20 protein-coding genes are annotated in these 18,264 nt (G+C 41.2%); 8 read left to right on the top strand and 12 right to left on the bottom strand.

What is annotated here, in order from left to right; all coding sequences use genetic code 11:
* Positions 1–45 precede the first annotated feature (45 nt).
* The 4 genes from aroA to FPZ43_RS16810 all read right to left on the bottom strand — a co-directional run bounded on the left by aroA (position 46) and on the right by FPZ43_RS16810 (position 4,748).
* The gene (gene aroA, locus FPZ43_RS16825; protein ID WP_146383106.1) at positions 46–1,344 is read right to left on the bottom strand and encodes a 3-phosphoshikimate 1-carboxyvinyltransferase; all 1,299 of its coding nucleotides are present in this window, start codon (positions 1,342–1,344) and stop codon (positions 46–48) included.
* A gap of 100 nt (positions 1,345–1,444) precedes the next feature.
* Positions 1,445–2,572, bottom strand: a complete 1,128-nt coding sequence (locus FPZ43_RS16820; protein WP_146383105.1) for a chorismate mutase — start codon at positions 2,570–2,572, stop codon at positions 1,445–1,447.
* A gap of 136 nt (positions 2,573–2,708) precedes the next feature.
* Positions 2,709–3,617 carry a prephenate dehydratase gene (locus tag FPZ43_RS16815; RefSeq protein WP_146383104.1) on the bottom strand — a complete coding sequence of 303 codons (909 nt, stop codon included), beginning with the start codon at positions 3,615–3,617 and terminating at the stop codon, positions 2,709–2,711.
* Between the two features lie 267 nt (positions 3,618–3,884).
* Positions 3,885–4,748, bottom strand: a complete 864-nt coding sequence (locus FPZ43_RS16810; protein ID WP_146383103.1) for a hypothetical protein — start codon at positions 4,746–4,748, stop codon at positions 3,885–3,887.
* A 208-nt stretch (positions 4,749–4,956) separates the two neighbouring features.
* Here FPZ43_RS16810 and FPZ43_RS16805 point away from each other — a divergent pair, with 208 nt between their 5' ends.
* Positions 4,957–6,051: a hypothetical protein gene (locus tag FPZ43_RS16805; RefSeq protein WP_146383102.1), complete on the top strand. Its 1,095-nt coding sequence runs from the start codon at positions 4,957–4,959 to the stop codon at positions 6,049–6,051.
* Positions 6,052–6,057: 6 nt separating this feature from the next.
* Here the strand turns inward: FPZ43_RS16805 and FPZ43_RS16800 are convergent, their stop codons facing one another.
* From FPZ43_RS16800 to FPZ43_RS16790, 3 genes are all read right to left on the bottom strand, one after another.
* Positions 6,058–6,948 (bottom strand): sterol desaturase family protein, encoded by an 891-nt coding sequence (locus tag FPZ43_RS16800; RefSeq protein WP_146383101.1) that lies wholly within the window; start codon positions 6,946–6,948, stop codon positions 6,058–6,060.
* Between the two features lie 92 nt (positions 6,949–7,040).
* Complete coding sequence (aroB, locus tag FPZ43_RS16795) at positions 7,041–8,099, bottom strand: 3-dehydroquinate synthase (RefSeq protein ID WP_146383100.1); 1,059 nt, start codon at positions 8,097–8,099, stop codon at positions 7,041–7,043.
* Between the two features lies 1 nt (position 8,100).
* A complete protein-coding gene (locus tag FPZ43_RS16790; RefSeq protein WP_146383099.1) occupies positions 8,101–8,307 on the bottom strand; it encodes an RNA-binding S4 domain-containing protein in 207 nt (68 codons plus the stop codon).
* A gap of 146 nt (positions 8,308–8,453) precedes the next feature.
* On the opposite strand from FPZ43_RS16790, the gene FPZ43_RS16785 reads away from it, so the two are divergent.
* Positions 8,454–9,638 carry a proline dehydrogenase family protein gene (locus FPZ43_RS16785; protein WP_146383098.1) on the top strand — a complete coding sequence of 395 codons (1,185 nt, stop codon included), beginning with the start codon at positions 8,454–8,456 and terminating at the stop codon, positions 9,636–9,638.
* On the opposite strand, the gene FPZ43_RS16780 is transcribed toward FPZ43_RS16785, so the two are convergent.
* Positions 9,635–10,114, bottom strand: a complete 480-nt coding sequence (locus tag FPZ43_RS16780) for a DinB family protein (protein WP_146383097.1) — start codon at positions 10,112–10,114, stop codon at positions 9,635–9,637. The genes FPZ43_RS16785 and FPZ43_RS16780 overlap by 4 nt on opposite strands.
* 57 nt (positions 10,115–10,171) lie before the next feature.
* Positions 10,172–10,804, bottom strand: a complete 633-nt coding sequence (locus tag FPZ43_RS16775) for an HAD family hydrolase (protein WP_146383096.1) — start codon at positions 10,802–10,804, stop codon at positions 10,172–10,174.
* A gap of 151 nt (positions 10,805–10,955) precedes the next feature.
* On the opposite strand from FPZ43_RS16775, the gene FPZ43_RS16770 reads away from it, so the two are divergent.
* From FPZ43_RS16770 to FPZ43_RS16745, 6 genes are all read left to right on the top strand, one after another.
* Entirely contained in the window at positions 10,956–12,044 is a 1,089-nt protein-coding gene (locus FPZ43_RS16770; protein WP_146383095.1) for an amidohydrolase family protein, read from the top strand.
* Positions 12,045–12,100: 56 nt separating this feature from the next.
* Entirely contained in the window at positions 12,101–12,685 is a 585-nt protein-coding gene (locus FPZ43_RS16765; protein ID WP_146383094.1) for a C40 family peptidase, read from the top strand.
* Positions 12,686–12,840: 155 nt separating this feature from the next.
* Positions 12,841–13,488 (top strand): FadR/GntR family transcriptional regulator, encoded by a 648-nt coding sequence (locus tag FPZ43_RS16760; protein ID WP_146383093.1) that lies wholly within the window; start codon positions 12,841–12,843, stop codon positions 13,486–13,488.
* Between the two features lie 11 nt (positions 13,489–13,499).
* Entirely contained in the window at positions 13,500–14,333 is an 834-nt protein-coding gene (locus FPZ43_RS16755) for a sulfite exporter TauE/SafE family protein (protein WP_146383092.1), read from the top strand.
* A gap of 11 nt (positions 14,334–14,344) precedes the next feature.
* Positions 14,345–14,743 carry a DUF1634 domain-containing protein gene (locus FPZ43_RS16750; protein WP_146383091.1) on the top strand — a complete coding sequence of 133 codons (399 nt, stop codon included), beginning with the start codon at positions 14,345–14,347 and terminating at the stop codon, positions 14,741–14,743.
* 11 nt (positions 14,744–14,754) lie between these two features.
* The gene (locus FPZ43_RS16745; RefSeq protein ID WP_146383090.1) at positions 14,755–15,306 is read left to right on the top strand and encodes a histidine phosphatase family protein; all 552 of its coding nucleotides are present in this window, start codon (positions 14,755–14,757) and stop codon (positions 15,304–15,306) included.
* Between the two features lie 122 nt (positions 15,307–15,428).
* Here the strand turns inward: FPZ43_RS16745 and FPZ43_RS16740 are convergent, their stop codons facing one another.
* From FPZ43_RS16740 to FPZ43_RS16730, 3 genes are all read right to left on the bottom strand, one after another.
* Positions 15,429–15,776 carry a hypothetical protein gene (locus FPZ43_RS16740; RefSeq protein ID WP_146383089.1) on the bottom strand — a complete coding sequence of 116 codons (348 nt, stop codon included), beginning with the start codon at positions 15,774–15,776 and terminating at the stop codon, positions 15,429–15,431.
* A gap of 243 nt (positions 15,777–16,019) precedes the next feature.
* Entirely contained in the window at positions 16,020–16,901 is an 882-nt protein-coding gene (locus FPZ43_RS16735; protein ID WP_146383088.1) for a hypothetical protein, read from the bottom strand.
* A 3-nt stretch (positions 16,902–16,904) separates the two neighbouring features.
* Entirely contained in the window at positions 16,905–18,230 is a 1,326-nt protein-coding gene (locus FPZ43_RS16730; protein ID WP_186461874.1) for an ATP-binding protein, read from the bottom strand.
* Between the last annotated feature and the right edge of the window lie 34 nt (positions 18,231–18,264).

Genomic DNA, 18,264 nt, shown 5'->3' with positions numbered 1-18,264 from the left:
TGACGCGTTGGTTTTAGAGCTTTCTACTTTTAACCTTAACCTTAATTACACTTTCGCCTTTGAAAAGAATCCCACTTTTTCAAGGTCTGTCCAAAATGCAGGGTATGATTTTTCTACAACATCGGCATCTTCAATCTCCAACTCGGGGATGATGATAGCCAACGGTGCAAAAGCCATGGCCATGCGGTGATCATCGTACGTGCCTACAAACATTTGCTGCGGTATAAAACGGCCGCTGCAATCAAGCCTATAAACTTCGTTTTCTTCTATCAACTTCACGCCCATTTTCGCCAGCTCGGTTTGTAATGCCAGCACGCGGTCGGTTTCCTTGATCTTCAATGTTTCCAGACCGGTAAAGGTAGCCTCGTGGCCAAGCGCTGCACAAATAACAATTACAGTTTGCGCCAAATCCGGACATTTAATCATATCAAACTCAGTACGTAGCAGCGGCTTCGTTTCTTTTTTAAGATGTACGCCACCATCCTTAAATACCGATGTAATGCCAAAGCTGGCCATAATTTCGGTTATCACGCTATCGCCCTGAAGACTGTATGATGTTAGGCCGGGTAAAAATAATTCCGCCTCGTCGCTTAATGCCGCTATGGAATACCAATAACTTGCAGCGCTCCAATCGGGTTCTACAAGTAACGTAGTTTCCTGATAAGGCTGATGTGCAATGGCTATGACATTATCATTCCAATTGTACTGTATGCCCGCTTGCTTAAGCATGGCCAATGTCATTTCTACATACGGGCGCGATGTAAGGTCGCCTTCTATATGTACTTCAAGTCCTTGCGGCAATTTAGGTGCTATAAGCAGTAATGCAGTGATATACTGGCTGCTTATGTTCCCTTTGATGCTAATCTTATCCGTTTTTTGAGTGAAATTTCCGCTCAGCCTGATAGGGGGGTAGCCGTCTTTTTCCTCATAAGATATTTCCGCACCGAGGGTGCGTAAGGCATCAACTAAAATACCAATGGGCCTTTGTTTCATGCGCTCGCTCCCGGTAAGCACAACTCCTTGGTTGCCTATGGCATAGTAAGCTGTTAAAAAGCGCATTGCCGTACCAGCCGGGCCAATGTTTACTTCAGAGGTTTGAGATTGGAGATTAGAGGTGAGGCTCCTATCAGAACTAATCTCTGATCTTTGGTCATTAATCTCTGGCTTTAGTATTCCCGCCAACGTAACAGTGTCGGCAGCGTCAGATATATTCTCAACCTTTACTTTACCGTCGCTAAGGGCCTCAATAAGAAGGGCACGGTTACACTCGCTTTTTGAACCGGTAAGTTGTATGGTGCCGTTTGCCGATTTGCCTTGCTTGGTAAGTGTAATGTTATGTTTCATTAATAGATTTTGTAACAGGGTACTAATATCCCGGCTGCATGGCAAAGCTACACAGCCGGGGTATAATATGAAACCAATATTTTGCTAACAACGGGCTCGCTTATGCGTGGGTAAGCTTTTCTTTTGCTTGCCCGGCTTCGTCGTTCATGATCTCGGTTTGCTTACGGATAGACTCACTATGCAATAACTCTAATAGTTTTTCGGTGAATTCGCCGCTAAGTTTTAAAGCTTTACCATAGCCAACACGTTTTTGCAGAATCTCATCCCAACGGTTAACCTGTAAAATAGTAATGTTGTTATCTTTTTTGTAGTTACCAATCTTCTCAACAATTTGCATACGCTCAGCAATTTTCTGGATCAGCAAATCATCAATCTTATCTATCTGGTTGCGTAATTCATGCAGTTTATCGTTAACCTCGGTGTTGCGCACTTCGGGCTTACGTAATGCAAGGTGATCAATAATATCTGAAAGGGCAGCAGGGGTAACTTGTTGTTTGGCATCCGTCCATGCTACTGAAGGGTCGATGTGCGACTCGATCATTAAACCTTGCATGTCCAAATCCAATGCTTTTTGTGATACGTAAGCAATTAAATCACGTGCGCCGGTAATGTGGCTTGGGTCGTTAATGATAGGCAGGTCAGGTACAAGGGTTTTTAACGCGATGGCTACATCCCACATCGGTTCGTTACGGAAAGCTGATTTCTCGTATGATGAAAAGCCGCGGTGTATGGCCGCTAATTTGGTAATACCAGCGTTGTTGATACGCTCCAATGCACCCACCCATAATGATAGATCGGGGTTTACAGGGTTTTTAACCATTACAGGTACATCAACACCACGTAAAGCATCGGCAATTTCCTGCACGGTGAATGGGTTGGCTGTTGAGCGTGCACCTACCCAAAGGATATCTACACCTGCAGCCAAAGCTTCTTCAACGTGTTTTGCGGTAGCTACTTCAACAGCTGTAGGCAAGCCTGTTTCTGCTTTAGCGCGTTTTAACCATTCCAAACCAATGCTGCCAATACCTTCAAACTCGCCCGGGCGGGTACGTGGTTTCCAGATACCTGCGCGTAGGGCGCTTATTTTACCTGTTTGGGCAAGTAGGTGTGCTGTTGCTACCAATTGTTCTTCAGTTTCGGCGCTGCACGGGCCAGATATCACCAAAGGTTGTTTGCCTGCCTGATTGATCCAGGTGTTAAGCGGCTGTATGTTTAAATTGTGTTTCATATCGATTTTATTAGTCCGGAAGTACGATAAGTCGTTAAGTCCGGTAGTATGTTATGTTTATTTTTTGTTAATTATCTGATTTTATTTCCTTTAATCTTTCGGACTTACCGACATCGGAACTTTTCGACTCCAAATACTATTCTATCTTCCTTACCGTAATGTAGCGTTTTGTGCTCTCGGGGCTCGGGGCGGGTTTTGGCGCCTGGGTGTCTTCCTCGTATTTTAAATACTCGCCCAGTATGTTAAAGTTATGGGTGTATTTAAGGATCTGTTTTATGGCGTTATCAAACTGGCGCGTTTCTCCCCACTCAATGTCCACGTAAAAATTATACTCATTACGCTTACCTAAAACCGGCATGCTTTGGATTTTGCTCATGTTCACGTTTTCATGCGCGAAAATATTTAACACTTTAGCCAGTGCGCCCACCTCGTTATTAACCTGGAAACACAATGATGCTTTATTTGCACCTGTTTTTTTACGTGCATTTTCATGCGTGGTAAGGATCAGGAAACGGGTAAAGTTTAGTTTGTTAGATTCGATGCGGCGCTCTAATACATCCAGGCCGTATAATTGTGCCGCCAGGGCGTTGGCAATGGCAACGGTATCTGTAAGCTGCTCATCGCGAATGCGTTTGGCACATGCGGCTGTATCATTGCTTTCAACAATTTGTAAGCGCGGATACTCGTCAAAAAAATCAATGCACTGGCGTATAGCAATAGGGTGGGATGTTACATACTTAACATCATCAAACCGTACACCCGGCAAAGCCATTAAGTGCAATTGTATAGGTACATACACCTCGCCAACCACCGGGAAGCTATAGCTCATCATAAGCGAGTAGTTTGGCAATATGCTGCCGGCTATGCTGTTCTCGATAGCCATTACAACATAATCAGCCTCCTTGTTTTGCAGGGCCTCAAACGTTTGCTTGAATGAATTGCACTCAACGGTTTCAATGTTTTCGCCAAAGTATCTTAATGCGGCTTCCTCGTGGAAGGAAGCGCGGATACCCTGTATTGCAACTCTCGGTCTTTCGGTTTTCATAATGTATGTAAAGCAAGAAAGTCCCGGCTTTTAGGCCGGGACTTTCTGATTTTTTATGTTCTGTTTGCACATATCAGGCCCGGCTCTTACTGCTAAAGTAAAAGAAGAAACCATAAAAGTATGCGCGTAATGTGATCATTGTTTTTGTTATGCCGTAAATGTACAAGTAAAAAACATTTTGTCAATAGATAATTTTATTTTTCTTAAAATAATTTAGTCGAACAGAATTTTATTTGGTTAAAACTTCATATAGCTTCTTAAAACAGATTAGAGCTTCCAAAATGAACTACCTTTGCTGATAGTAAATTTTGTGTTAGGGAATTTTGTTGTTACAATACTTTCAGAGATCATCATATTGTTAAACTTGATTTTATCGCCGTTAACGAAATTGATTATAAAAACAAAAAACATATTTGGACTGCGGTTATTTTTTGGGCTGAAAGTTGTAATGCTTTCTATATCAGCTTTATTATACTCTTTAATGTTAACGCCATTGCCATATGTAAATGTTGCGGAAGCTTTTGATACTTTTATGAAGTGTTTTTTATATCGACAGTGAACAGCTGCAATTTTGCATAGGCAATAACATAATAAAATAAATAGCACCAAAAAGATTGTTGATGACTTTTCAAATTTAGCAGCCGAATTTATCGAGCGCACAAAGCATAGCAGTACTATAAAATATATAATATAAAAGATGCTCAGAAGCAATGTTTTAAAGGGCTTAACATTATAAACGAAACTTTTTGATACAAAATGATATCTGCTTATCCACAAAAAAAAATCTTTTTTAAAGTCATTGGCGTTTAACCGATTCTCAAAAAAGGCCGTTATGATTTTTGTAAGTTCCGTTAGATCGGCTGCGTACGACTTTGAAACAAGCGCAAATTTATCGCGGTAGTAAACGCCATACGTTCCGCTGTAATACAAGCCTATTTTTATATATTCTGACTGATTATTCTCAATGGTTACAGATGGGCCGGTTTCTTCAATAGATGTAAAATGATTTTGATCAGCCCACGGAAAATCGGCTACTAAATTTAACGTTTCCTGTAGCGTTCTTTTCTGCTCATCAGTAAATTCTCCTTTTTCGTAATGTTTAAATTGTATTTTGGAGACAAAGTGGGTCATATTTATGCTTCCGAAAATACTATTTCGAATTCTATTATAAAAGTATAAGACTGTGTAAAATTGATTGGTTAATAGTATCTGTATTCAATTTGTCTTTGTCTACACCCCTCTATTAACAAGCAATAATTCGCTTTACGTTTTATGCACTGCTTGTAATAATTAAATTTGCCCGGGTTAAGCATTTACTAAAACACCTATTTCTACCAGTTTGCAACCTCTACATCAAATCATAGCTTTATACGGAACGTTCAATGCAGATATGTCGCCCCTTGATACGGTTGATATTTCCGCGGATCTTATTAAAATGATTAGCGGGGGCGTACTCACTATTCCTAAAAACTACGAGTTAAAACGCAAATATTCCATTGCAGGGCATAGGAGATATTTACAAATCATAACTGATGGAAGAGTATTTAATGTTTTGGAAGACAAATATGAAAATGATGTAAGTATAGATTTAGCGGCCACAAAGCGCAGCATTGCCATTGTTTATAACGTTTTTATATCGCCATTGGCAAATTGGCAAGGCATAATTGCCGGCCAGCTTTTGCAAATGAAAAGTTATGGCATTTTTACAGAAGCCGATTTGTATGTTCATATCACTGATAACAATGGACTTACCGAGAGTGCTAAGGCCATTATTAAAACAATTGTGCCGGATGCTATAATCAGTTCGTCAACGGTGAATGAATTTGAATATCCCGGGATTAAGCTTGTTTACGAATTAGCAACCGCCGATCCTGAGAGGAATTATATTTACTTCCATTCAAAGGGAATGTCGCACGGCTTATTCACAAGGTCGTTAACAGATACAACGCTATTAGAGCGGACGTTTTCGCACTGGCGAAAAAACATGCAGTTTTTAGGAAAGGATGGGGTTGAAAAGGTAGGCTTATTCCCTGCTATTGGCGATGAAAATCCATTCGGAAAATTTGGCGGGCACGGCGGATACATTTGGTACAACTTCTGGTACGCTACCGGCAAATATCTTTCAAATTGCGAAGAACCTGTTTTAACAGATAACCGATACTACTACGAGGATTGGCTTGGCAGGCAAAAAGGTGATGAGATGCCTGTGCTTCGTAACGATAGCAAGGCCATCTACGATATAAAACTGATAGATAAAAACTTTTACTCCTCGTTAGAAGCGCTGTATTATTTGCACCGTTTAATGCATAAAGACAACTCCAGTGATATTGTTAAAAGTATTCCTTACACTATCAAAAGCTCACTCGTGCTTTACCTGTATGTGAAGGTAAAGAGTTTGCCTGGCTATGTATCCGCACTATTTAAAGGTAAATAGCAGTATTTAAGCGATTTTTTTGTATTCACGCTGTAATACCTTTGCGGTCTGTGTGCTGCCATCATGGCTCCAACCAGGTGGATTAAACAGGTATGCCGCTTTATTTTTAAAGCCGGGCGCCCTGCGTACATCAGCAATTAATGCTTTCCATTCATGAAAAATAATGTTTACCGGGCCTGTGTCTTCGGGTTGATGCGTCAGACCGTACTTTACAGGCTCAGTTTCATCCTCATCTTTAAAGGTACCAAAAAGCCTGTCCCACATAATAAAAAGCATCCCCATATTTTTGTCCAGATAGGGGATGTTTGATGCATGATGCACCCTGTGATGAGCAGGCGTTACAAATATAAAAGCATACCAATTGGGCAGGTTTACCTTGTACTGCGTGTGCACAATGTTACCATACATCTGGGTTATCAAGTATGAGTATAAAATATCTATAGCGTTGAAGCCCATTAATGCTAAGGGCATGTAAAAGAACGTACGGTAAAGCGGCTCGAAAACGGTAGACCTAAACCCGGTTGTAATATTGAAATGCTCGGACGAGTGGTGGGTTACGTGCATGGCCCAAAACATTCGGCAATAGTGGCCGGTGTAATGCAGCACCCAGTACAAAAAATCCTGCACTACTATGAGCACCATCCAATACAAAAACATGTTATGAATTTGAAATAGCTTGAACTGGTAAGCCCAGTTTAAAAGTAATAACGATGAGGCGTTTACAGCCAGGTTGAATATAAATGCAAGCGATGTTAAATAGACATTGGTAAGCGTATCCCGCTTTTCGTAGTAATGGCGGTTTTCGCGATAGCTAAACCACATCTCCACAAGTGTAAGCACTACCAGCAAACTGATTAGTACAATAACGGCTTCGCTGCGCAGATCTAATTTGGGCATGTTAAAATAGCTTTGCGATCAATAAATGATCTAAGCACTTTAACATAGCATTAAGCGGGCTGTTTGTTTAAAGCTTAAAACAAACAGTTGTATTACAAACCGGCGTAGTAGTTAAGGCTGTCATAAAGCTCCACTTCCGTGCACAGGTTATCGATACTAAAATCGCCTATACGTTTTAACAAAGTGCAGTTGATCTGCCCGTCAAAATTCTTTTTGTCGTTCAGCATCAACTTAAACAACTCTGCCTGGCTGTCGGCCTTTACTTCGTATTTAGGATACAACCTGGTAATTACAGATGCTACTTCGTCTAACTGATTGGTGCTTAAACCAGCTTTTTTATTTGATAGCCACGCTTCGCATATCATGCCAATAGCAATAGCTTCGCCGTGTGTAAGCGGGTCATCATCATTTAAAAGCGAATAGGTTTCAACCGCGTGGCCAACGGTATGTCCAAAGTTTAAGGCCTTGCGGATATTTTTTTCATGCGGGTCTTCCAACACCACCGCATTCTTAATCTCAACCGAACGATAGATCAATTCGGCAGAAGGTAAGCTCAGGTCGCTTTCTTTCAACTCATCCCAATAATCGGCATCGCATATCAGGCCATGTTTCAGCATTTCGGCCAGGCCCGATAGTAGTTGCCTTTGAGGCAGCGTGCTTAAAAAGCCATCGTTCATAAAAACGGCTTTTGGCTGGGTAAATGTACCTATGATGTTTTTTATACCATCAACATCAACACCTGTTTTGCCACCTACAGATGCATCAACCTGCGAAAGCAGGGTAGTGGGTACCTGCACAAAGTCGATCCCGCGTTTATAGGTCGAAGCTACAAATCCACCTAAGTCGGTTACTACGCCACCACCCAGGTTTATCATCAGCGCCTTGCGGTCGGCACCAAAATCAATCAGCATTTTCCAAACGCCAATGCAAAAATCAATGGTTTTATTTTCTTCGCCGGCGGTAATTTCTATCAGGTCGTAACTGTTAAGCTTAACAAGATGCGGCTGCAGTAAGGGCAAACAATGTATGCCGGTATTGTCGTCGGTAAGTACAAACACCTTTGAGTAATTGCCTTGTTCAACAAATTTAAATAGTTCGGTTATGCTATCATCAAAGAAAATTGAATAGCCGTCGCTCTGAATAGTGTCCATGTTAAATAGCCTTGATGGTGGTACCTCTAAACTCAACAATATCGCCTTGTTTCACCTTCAGCCTTTTGCGGTAATCTACCTGGCCATTGTATTTTACTTCGCCGTCTTCAACCACAATTTGCGCCTCGCCACCGGTTTGTACCAGGTTAAGGGCCTTAAGTAGTTGTATCATTGGGATATAGTCGCCTTCGAGTTTAAATTCGGTCATGGCTGGCAAAATTAAACTATTCATGGAATAATGAGTTATCATTTTATAATTTTGCACAATACATTGTAGGGGATTGTAGTTAAAGGTTTACAGGTCATGGCTGCCCATGATTGGCTGCAAACTATGATCCATGAACTAACACATAAATGAGCCCTAACAGCAAACTATCATTCGAAAATACCGAAATCGCTTTTCGCCACTCATCAGATAAAGATCTTAATCGTGCTTATTGGCTGTTTAAGGCAATAAACGTAAACTTCCTGGTTAAAATAGGCCCGCCTATTACAAACTTTGCTATCAACATCGGCCTGCCAATTAAGGGTTTGATAAAGGCTACCATTTTTAAGCATTTTTGCGGCGGGGAAACCATTGCCGAATGTAACGACACTATTCGAAACCTAAGCAATGGTGGGGTAGGCACCATATTGGATTATTCGGTAGAAGGAGAGGAGGACGAATCTGTTTTCGACGCCACGCGCGACGAGATCATCCAAACCATCATAAGAGCTACCAAGGATAATGCGGTGCCCATCACCGTATTTAAAATTACCGGTGTAGGACGTTTCGGTTTGCTCGAAAAACTGGATGCGGGCATTAAGCTGAGTGTTGACGAGCAGGTAGAATGGCAAACGGTTCAGGATCGCGTGTTGGCAATCTGTGAAATGGCCCATTCTGAAGGCGTGCCGGTTATGATTGATGCTGAAGAAAGCTGGATCCAAAAAACGATAGATAACCTTGCGCTTAATATGATGCGCTTTTTTAATAAGGAAAAAGCCATTGTATATAATACCTACCAGCTATACCGCCACGATAAACTTGCATCATTAGTGGCCGACCACGCCATTGCCGAGCAGGAAGGCTTTATTTTAGGTGCCAAGATTGTACGCGGTGCATATATGGAAAAAGAACGTAAACGTGCCCAGGAAAAGGGTTACCCATCACCAATACAACCTGATAAAGCCTCAAGCGACCGCGACTATAACGATGCTTTAATTTATTGCGCAGACAATTATGAGACCCTGGCGTTGGTTGCCGGTACGCACAACGAAGACAGCTGCCGCCTGCTGGCCGATTTGCTGAACGAGAAGAATATACCGCACAACCATCCGCACATTTATTTTTCGCAATTGCTGGGTATGAGCGATAACCTGAGCTTTAACCTGGCCGATGCCAAGTATAACGTAGCCAAATACGTGCCTTATGGACCAATAAAAGCTGTACTACCTTACCTGTTTCGCCGGGCGCAGGAAAATACCGCTATTGCCGGCCAAATGAGCCGCGAACTAAGCCTGATTGTTAAAGAAAGGAAACGCCGCGCAGCAAAACGTTAAGTGCGGATAATATCTGTATCAACCGGGGTATAGCCGAGTATCCTGCTCATGCTTAGGATTTGCCCTTTGTGGTGAAATTCGTGCGTAGTAACATGCGTAAATATTTGCAGCGGAGACAGCTCATGCGTTTGGTTACGGGCGGGTATGGTGTATTGTGCAGGCGTTTCCAGGTTGTCTTTATGATATTGCAAAAAATCATTAACGCTTACATCGGCAAGGTCAAGTGATTGCTTCAAGCTTGCTACGCTATGTACTGCATTATCATCAAAATAATGCGGCTGCTTGTTTTGGGCAATGGCATCTATCCAATGCAGATACACATTTGCAACGTGGGTAAGCAAAAAACCTATGCTGCGGTTATTAAACTCGGCCACGGGCTGGTTTAAATGCTCGGGGCTAAGCGTTACGCAATAATTAAGCAGGGCCTCTCTTGATCCTTTTACAAATTGATATTGGTGTAGCAGTGCTGTGTACATAGGCGTTTATTTGAGGCAACAATATGTTTATGAATTGGTTTGTTACCCGCAATGCAATTAAGCTAAATGTTCACGCTCAACAAACTTTGCAAGTGTATCCGGGGCGGTCATCAAATAGGTTTGTATGCCTAATTTGGCGGCAGCTTCAAGGTGCTGCGGACTGTCATCAATAAATAGCGTTTCTTCGGGCTTCAGATTATTTTCCTGTAAAACCTGTTCAAAAATATCGGGCTGCGGTTTGCGCTTGCCTATAAGGTGCGAGTAATATGTTTTCTCGAACAAATGCTCATTATCATCAAAGCCAAAATCGGTTTTAAGGTAATTCATGATGTATGTATAATGTATCGCGTTGATGTTGCTTAGCAGAAACGTGCGGTACTTGCTTTTTAGTTTTAACAATATTTCGTGGCTACCGGGCGCAATGCCAATTAAAAGGCTGTTCCATGCATCGGTTATTTGCTGGTCGGTTATAGCTTCATTACCTATCTTTTCGCGAACATAGGCCGTAAACTCATTCTCGGTAACTTCGCCCCGGTCAAATTTGTCAAAGATCTGGTCCTGCTGGCGATGACCAAAAAATGCATCAGGGTCAGCAATTCCTAGCTCCTTGAAAGCCGCTTGCGCCTTGCGGAAATTAATAGTAAAAATTACGTTTCCGTAGTCGAATATGATGTTTTTAATATTTTGCATATGGTAAATATGTGCAAATAATTGGCATTGCGCAAAATGTGACCCATCGATTTTACTTCTCATAATCGGGCCACCTGTTATACATTCGTTTTCGGCGGCTGGCTATAGTCAATAATTATACCTCACTTTGAATATGTAAACCATTTTTGCTATGAAAACAAATGTCTACAAAATGCTCTTGTGCGGATTTTTGGTGGCAATAACCGCGTGTAAAAAAGATAACACCCTGTCAAAGGAGGGCGTTGCAAATCAGCCGGTAACAGGCGCTGATGATCAGTTGATGGTTGCTTCCGTAAGCACCGAATATCAGCCTTTTATGGTAAAAACAATAGCGGGTACACCGAATGTAAAAGGCTATCAGGACGGAACTGGTAACCAGGCCAGATTTAACGGTGCCTGGGGTATTGAACTTACAGACAATGGCGACATGTATGTGGCCGAGGTTTTCACAAACAAAATTCGCAAGATAACGCAGGAGGGTGTAGTAACGACCGTTAAGATTCCGCTACAGCCCGACCGTACCTCACTACGTAATCCAATAATCATCAAGATAGCTAAGGATGGCACTAAAAATATACTGGCTTTAGAGTACACTCATACTTTTAAGTACAAGGTTTGGATAGTGCGGCCGGATGGTACGCTGTTTAACCCTGAAATCAGGAGCAATGAGTTTTTTTATGATCTGGCCAAAGATCCTTACAATGATTATTACTGGCTAAGTGGAGGTATAATTGACCACTCGGGTACAAACGGTGGGCCGCAGGGCCTGATAGCAAAATTTTTGCTTGATGCAAAAGACAGTCTTGGAACCAGTCCTTACGTTCCTGATAAAAACAAACTGGCCCAGTTTTATGACCAGGAATACCCGGCTATAACAGGAATATTTTGCGGATATAATGGCGTTAAATATTTGGTTGTTAATCAAAAGCACATCTATAAATTAACAAAAAGCGGCGAGTTTGTGCAACTGTTTAAAAACTACAATTTTGAGTTGATATATAGTGTTATAGCAAATAAAGATAGCCGCACCCTGTATGTTGCAGACGGCGGGCGGATATTGTCGATCTCTAATAATAAAGTACAATATTTGGTTGGCCCGCACGCGCCTTACGATGGCAGCGATGGCGTTGGTACCAAAGCCGATGTAAGGGTACATCACATGGCTTTATCCAAAGATGAAAACACCATTTACTTCACCGATTACGCTCATTACACCATTCGTAAATTGATACTTAAGTAAGTTACCTTTAAGGTTTAATACAGCCAACTATTTGTGCCAATGTTTGTTACGAAGGCATGCATAAATATTTGTACGGTGTAATGGTGGCACTGCTGCTTGCATGTGGTGAGGCGCGTAAGCCTACTTATGTAATAACCAATAAGGGCGATACGGTAACCAAAACCGAGCAAAATGCGCTGCCGCCGCCAAAGCCGGGGGCCGACGGGCAAATACCGTCTATATACACAGGCGCTACCACGCCCGATCAACTGGTATCATTTGCTACCACGCTGTACGGCATCAAATATAAATACGCCTCGGCCGACCCAAACAGCGGGTTCGACTGCTCGGGCTTTATAACCTACGTCTTTAATCATTTTCAAATCGCGGTTCCCCGCCGCTCGGTAGATTTTACAAATGTAAATAAGGAGGTGTCCATAAAAGATGCTAAGCCCGGCGACCTGATATTATTCACAGGAACAGACAGCACCATCAGAGAAGTAGGGCATATGGGTATCGTCACATCAAAGCCGGGCGAGGAAGTTAAGTTTTTACATGCAACATCCGGAAGGCAGAATGGTGTTACCGAAACGCCGCTGAACAGCTACTACATAGGGCGCTATGTTAAAACTGTTAGGGTATTCCCACAGAATGATAACTAACGATTTTCCCCGAGCTGCTTCCCGTTAATATATCGTACCTAAAACATTCTTAAAGAGCCGTAATTCCAATGTAAATGTCAGGATAGTATTAATTCTGTCTAAAACATCTGATGTTTAAATAAAACATCGTATGTTTGTCTTGTTGAATTGAGTACATGAAGGATAAGTTAAGCGATAAAATTAGCAGCCAGATTCGTGCTGATATCAGCAGCGGCAAATTCAAGCCGGGGCAAATCATCCCGGCCGAGCCCGAGTTGATGAAGATTTACAATGTTGGCCGGTCCAGCATACGCGAAGCCATTAAAGCGCTTGCCATGGCCGGTGTGCTTAGTGTGCAGCAGGGCAGAGGCACAACTGTTAACGCTCATTTTGATGTAGAACCGATAGACACACGCTTAAAACGTGCTGATTTTGATGAGATAAACGCCGTACGCCAACTGCTCGAAAAAGAACTGGTAAAGTTGGCCGTCACAAACCACAATGCCACAAATCTGCAGGCCATGCAGCAGTACCTTAACGAGCGTAAGGAAGCTATACAACACGAAAACAGGCAGGCCTGTATGGATGCCGATATTGCTTTCCACATGGCCATTGCCAGGGCAGGGGGCAATTCAGTATTGGTAGATCTGTACCAAAGCTTCACGCTTATTATCCGCGATTTTTTTGCCAGCCGCGAACCGCAGGGCATCAGTCACTTTGCCATGAGTCATCACCTGCACCAGCAATTGTTCGATGCCATTAAAAGCAAAAAGGAAAAACAGGCGCAGCAGGTACTCCAGCAAATTTTAGACAATAATTATTAATACAACATATCATGACAATTTTAACATTCAGCATCATATTATTGCTCGGCTCGTACCTGGCGGGCCTATTGGGCTCATTAACCGGCCTTGGTGGCGGCGTGGTTGTTATACCATTGCTTACACTTGTTTTTGGGGTGGATATCCGTTATGCCATAGGGGCCGCACTGCTTGCATCTATCGCTACATCATCAGGCTCGGCAAGTGCTTATGTAAAAGAGGGGATTACTAACATACGCCTGGGCATGTTCCTGGAAATTGCAACAACCATTGGGGCCGTTATAGGTGCATTAATAGCCGTTTACACGCCCACCAACACTATTGCCATATTGTTTGGTGCCGTGCTTATTTTCTCTGCCGCCATGACCTTGCGAAAAAAAAATCAGGAGGCGCTTACCGAGGGCAGCAAGCTATCATACCTGCTTAAACTTAACAGCAGCTACCCCACAAAAGATGGCGAGGTAGCCTACAAGCTCAAAAATGTAGGCGCAGGCTTTTCTATGATGACTGTTGCCGGTATCATATCCGGGTTGCTGGGTATAGGCTCGGGCGCGCTGAAGGTTTTGGCTATGGATACTGCCATGCGCATTCCGTTTAAGGTAAGTACCACCACCAGTAATTTTATGATAGGTGTTACGGCTGCTGCCAGCGCAGTGGTTTACCTGCAACGCGGTTATATGGACCCCGGCCTGGCATTCCCGGTAATTTTAGGTGTGTTGGGTGGGGCATTTACAGGCTCCAAACTGCTTACCCGTATGAACCCGCAGGTACTGCGCTATATCTTCTGCGCAGCTATAACGTTCGTGGCGCTCCAAATGATCTATAACGGTGTTCAGCACAAATTTTAATTGCCCGTAGTATGAAAAAGACAATATCAGGAATATTTAATGATAAGGATGTAGAGCAACTGGTTGGCCAGATGCTTAGGTACGGGGTCATCACTGCCAGTATAGTGGCCTTTGTTGGCGGTGTAATTTATTTGCTGCATTTTGGGCAAGCTCCAATACCAAACTACCATGATTTTAAGGGCGAGGGTGCCGGCTATACCACCTTCAGCGGGATATTTAAGGGGGCACTTGCATTTAACGCTACGGAAGTAATTCAATTAGGCGTGTTGGTACTTATTGCCACACCTATACTGCGCATTGCCATGTCGTTAGTGGCTTTTGCGGTAGAGAAAGACAAACTTTATGTGTTTATAACACTTATTGTATTGTGCGTTATCATGACCAGCATTTTTGGCGGCCTAAAAGTTTAACCCTACTAATCATGAAGAACCTTTTTGTAATCCTCCTGCTTTTTGCTACTGCAAATATTGCCATAGCCCAAAGCAAAGCCGCTCCGGGAGATCTGCGCGTTATCATCATTCGCCATGCTGAAAAGCCGGCCGAGGGTGATAACCTGTCTTGCCGGGGATTGAACCGTGCAATGGCCCTGCCTGCCGTGATTACCAAACGCTTTGGGGTGCCCGATTATGTTTATGTGCCCTCGCCGTCAACAGGCAAGGCTACTAAAAGCGTAAGGATGCTGCAAACCATATCTCCAATGGCTATTAAATTTAATCTGCCCGTTAATACGAAATACGATGTCGACGATACAACCGGCCTGGTAAATAACCTGACCAAAAAAACAGGCACGGCGTTGTTGGTTTGGGAACATGATGCCATCGAAAAGATTGCAACCAAGCTTGGCGTGAGCGGCAAACCTAAATGGCCCGGCAACGACTACGACAGTATATGGATTATAACAATCCACAACGGCAAAGCTGCTTTGGTTAAAACAAAAGAAGGCATTAAGGTAGGCGACAGCTGCGCATTTTAACCTGAAGATTAACAACGGCTATGCAAAAAATATAGGCCCGTTACAAAACTGTAACGGGCCTTTGATCGGCTTGATTCGAGGGAACGGCTAAGGTTGAAAGTCAGGCAAATAGCGTTCCATATTTAAATAATTTTCAAAAGATTTTTTACTTCCTCGGCGTTCGGTTTTTTGGACTTCTTTAACTCATGCAGTACCGACAGGATGTACAGTGCACTGGTCTCGATATCCAAACCTACCATAATAAGTAAATCGTTTACGCCTTTGGCCATTTGGGTGGGCTCGCGGCCTATGGCAAAATGCGTGTCGAAATTGCCGGGAAGGCACCTGGTGTTGGGCTTGTACTTAGTGGGCTTTAACTCAATCTTAACTTGTTCTTCATCGCTGCCACTAAATGTAGTTTTAGATAAGCAGTAACGAAACCCCTGTGCTTTTAAGAAGTTCAGCAGCTTTGGTGTTAGCTCCAAATTCATAATTACAAGATTTGTTACCGGGTGTAAGAAATGATCAGCGTGATCGCCTTAAGTGTCGCCGGTACAGACAGGTAAGATAGTTATAACCACCACTACTCTGTTTTTGTTTAAAGATTAAAAAAATACTGTTTAAGAAAGTTTGTTGGATTATAACGATTTGTGACTTCGAGATGCAGATATATTGTAATGTCTTGAATGAGAGTTCAGGTGATGTATATGAGCAACTTGATATTATCCCATTTTTTAAACTTGATATTTTTTTAAAAGGTTTGAAAAAAGAGGTTCAGTTTTAAGTTTACTGTAATCGATACACTGAAACATTGATCTTTCCAATGTGTCGATGGTTAACCCAATTGAATTATTTACTTTGTTGATTAGTTCGTACAATAGAGCTATAAAATCGTGGCCTCTTATTATATTCTTGTGTCCAAATGAAGCTTTTTCCTTTGCTTCATTAAAGTGATATATAAAGTCTTGCAATTCAGATGTTTTTCTTACATTATTTAAGACTTTTTGTATGTGTTTATGAGGGTCAAAGGTCACTTTCAATTTAGATTTATCGATAAGGAAAGTCTTATTAAAGGGTGTAAACTTGTCGTCAGGTATATGCCCATCTTTTTTAAGAGCCAGACGAACGAAAAAATTATCAATCAGTATTGGGGTGAGAAGTCTAATGGTTTCTGCTCCATTAATAGGAAATGACCTAATAATATTTTTGTAAAAAATGTCGAGCGTATGCGGATTAAACAAATAAAGTTCTAAACTATTATAATCGGTTACATATAAGTAACGTCCAAGCGGCAATCTATTTAAAACTTCATCGAAATCCCTATCTATAATAATGCTTATTCCAATTAGTTTCTCTGAGAAATTACTTTCTAGCAAAGTATTTAACTCGATCAGTTTTGCTCTGTTGTTGGATTTTATTTTGGGGTTTTGAGTATAGAGCGAACTAAAATTTATTTCATGAACCTGTAATACTTTGATATCATCTAGTCCATTTTTTTCAATAAACCTTTCTAAAATAAGTTTATCGCTTATGCCTTCTACGAATATATCTTTGGTATTAGGCTCAAGCTGATAAAGTAAAATTATTTCGTCAAGAGTTCTTTGCAATTCATTCATAGTTTAGATACTAACTAATTTATGAACTGAATTACGATGCCCACCCAAAAGTTCAATTGAATGCGATGCGAAAATAAATTGAACATTTCTGTTTGCTGCAAAGCTTAACAGGGTGTTAATAAGTTTTCGTTGCCACTTTATATTTAATGAAATTTCGGGTTCGTCGATAATAAAAATGGTTGATTCCTCACTTGAGGTAATTACGTTACTAAACAGATGAAGCAATTGTCTTTCTCCAGAAGATAAAGAATGAAAGTCTATTTGTTCATTTATATAGTTATGAAATAGTTTAAACCCACTTTCAACGTCATAAGAAATAGTTTTGTTAGAAAAGTAAGTATTGATATTTTCTAGGAATTTTGAAAGTATGTCCTGTACATTACTTAACGATTTTAACCTACCTTGTAAGCCTTCAATATATGGCTCTAATATATTATAGATAAGTACATTATTAGATTCGTTTGCACTAGCTAAAGCTATTTCAAATCCGTCTAGTTCAAATTCGGACACTAAACCGCTTTGATTATACTTTAGGCTTTCTAATTTAATATTTCTAATTTTCTCTAATAGCTGTTTGATTTGTTTATTATTAACCGTATTTATTTGGGGCGTAGAAATCTGTTTAATTAATGCTTCATAAATAGTATTAGCATTTTCTTCTCCAGCTTTTGCCCCTTTTAACACATTGTTTCTTATCCAATTCTCCAATTTTCTTATAGAATAGTCTATGCTGTCCTCTTGTTCTTCGTCTATAATTTTATTGACATTAAATTCGATATTAGACAAGAGCGCCCTTGAAACCTCTCTTCTTTGCTTAATGATTTCGGAATTCTTTTTGGAGAACGATAGCGTTTTTCTGTCGTCTGACAAAAAGTTAATTGTGATATTTAGGTTTTTGATATGGTTCAAAAAAGTATGATACTGTTCTTCGATAAAAGGATTTTTGTTAACTTTTATAGATCCTTCCAAATTCACTTCTAGGAATACTGAAAATTTCCAATCTTTATATGAAATGTTAAGAGTGTAAGAACCTGAAACATGATTGTTGTTCCTTTCCGCAGATATTATTGTACCATCGTTTAAGGTTATTGCAAATTTACTAAACTTAATCTCTGATAATTTGGTCTTGTGGCCACTTTTATCAACTGGGGATAGTAAATAAAATATCATTTTGAGAATTGTGGTTTTTCCTGAGCCGTTATCGCCATAGATAATCAAAAGAGGATTGGAGGCAGAAGCTTCCGTAGAATGATCCACAATATACCTGTAATATCCAAACAGTTGTTCGACCTCGATTTTTCTAATCGTTCTGTTTGTTATCGCTTCCATCATTTATATAAAGTTTAAGGCCTTCAATTTATAC

This window comes from Mucilaginibacter pallidiroseus (genome assembly GCF_007846085.1).
Taxonomy (GTDB): Bacteria; Bacteroidota; Bacteroidia; order Sphingobacteriales; family Sphingobacteriaceae; genus Mucilaginibacter; species Mucilaginibacter pallidiroseus.
The sequence above is the reverse complement of the archived record's forward strand: the minus strand, read 5'-3'. Positions and strand labels throughout refer to the sequence as shown.

Bases quoted from the DNA above. Each gene is read 5' to 3' on its own strand.
- aroA (WP_146383106.1), bottom strand. From the start codon at position 1,344: ATGAAACATAACATTACACTTACCAAGCAAGGCAAATCGGCAAACGGC.
- FPZ43_RS16735 (WP_146383088.1), bottom strand. From the start codon at position 16,901: ATGAATGAATTGCAAAGAACTCTTGACGAAATAATTTTACTTTATCAG.
- FPZ43_RS16775 (WP_146383096.1), bottom strand. From the start codon at position 10,804: ATGCAAAATATTAAAAACATCATATTCGACTACGGAAACGTAATTTTT.
- FPZ43_RS16785 (WP_146383098.1), top strand. From the start codon at position 8,454: ATGAGCCCTAACAGCAAACTATCATTCGAAAATACCGAAATCGCTTTT.
- FPZ43_RS16760 (WP_146383093.1), top strand. From the start codon at position 12,841: ATGAAGGATAAGTTAAGCGATAAAATTAGCAGCCAGATTCGTGCTGAT.
- FPZ43_RS16800 (WP_146383101.1), bottom strand. From the start codon at position 6,948: ATGCCCAAATTAGATCTGCGCAGCGAAGCCGTTATTGTACTAATCAGT.
- FPZ43_RS16815 (WP_146383104.1), bottom strand. From the start codon at position 3,617: ATGAAAACCGAAAGACCGAGAGTTGCAATACAGGGTATCCGCGCTTCC.
- FPZ43_RS16740 (WP_146383089.1), bottom strand. From the start codon at position 15,776: ATGAATTTGGAGCTAACACCAAAGCTGCTGAACTTCTTAAAAGCACAG.
- FPZ43_RS16730 (WP_186461874.1), bottom strand. From the start codon at position 18,230: ATGGAAGCGATAACAAACAGAACGATTAGAAAAATCGAGGTCGAACAA.
- FPZ43_RS16750 (WP_146383091.1), top strand. From the start codon at position 14,345: ATGAAAAAGACAATATCAGGAATATTTAATGATAAGGATGTAGAGCAA.
- FPZ43_RS16820 (WP_146383105.1), bottom strand. From the start codon at position 2,572: ATGAAACACAATTTAAACATACAGCCGCTTAACACCTGGATCAATCAG.
- FPZ43_RS16780 (WP_146383097.1), bottom strand. From the start codon at position 10,114: ATGTACACAGCACTGCTACACCAATATCAATTTGTAAAAGGATCAAGA.
- FPZ43_RS16745 (WP_146383090.1), top strand. From the start codon at position 14,755: ATGAAGAACCTTTTTGTAATCCTCCTGCTTTTTGCTACTGCAAATATT.
- FPZ43_RS16755 (WP_146383092.1), top strand. From the start codon at position 13,500: ATGACAATTTTAACATTCAGCATCATATTATTGCTCGGCTCGTACCTG.
- aroB (WP_146383100.1), bottom strand. From the start codon at position 8,099: ATGGACACTATTCAGAGCGACGGCTATTCAATTTTCTTTGATGATAGC.
- FPZ43_RS16765 (WP_146383094.1), top strand. From the start codon at position 12,101: ATGCATAAATATTTGTACGGTGTAATGGTGGCACTGCTGCTTGCATGT.
- FPZ43_RS16770 (WP_146383095.1), top strand. From the start codon at position 10,956: ATGAAAACAAATGTCTACAAAATGCTCTTGTGCGGATTTTTGGTGGCA.
- FPZ43_RS16790 (WP_146383099.1), bottom strand. From the start codon at position 8,307: ATGACCGAATTTAAACTCGAAGGCGACTATATCCCAATGATACAACTA.
- FPZ43_RS16810 (WP_146383103.1), bottom strand. From the start codon at position 4,748: ATGACCCACTTTGTCTCCAAAATACAATTTAAACATTACGAAAAAGGA.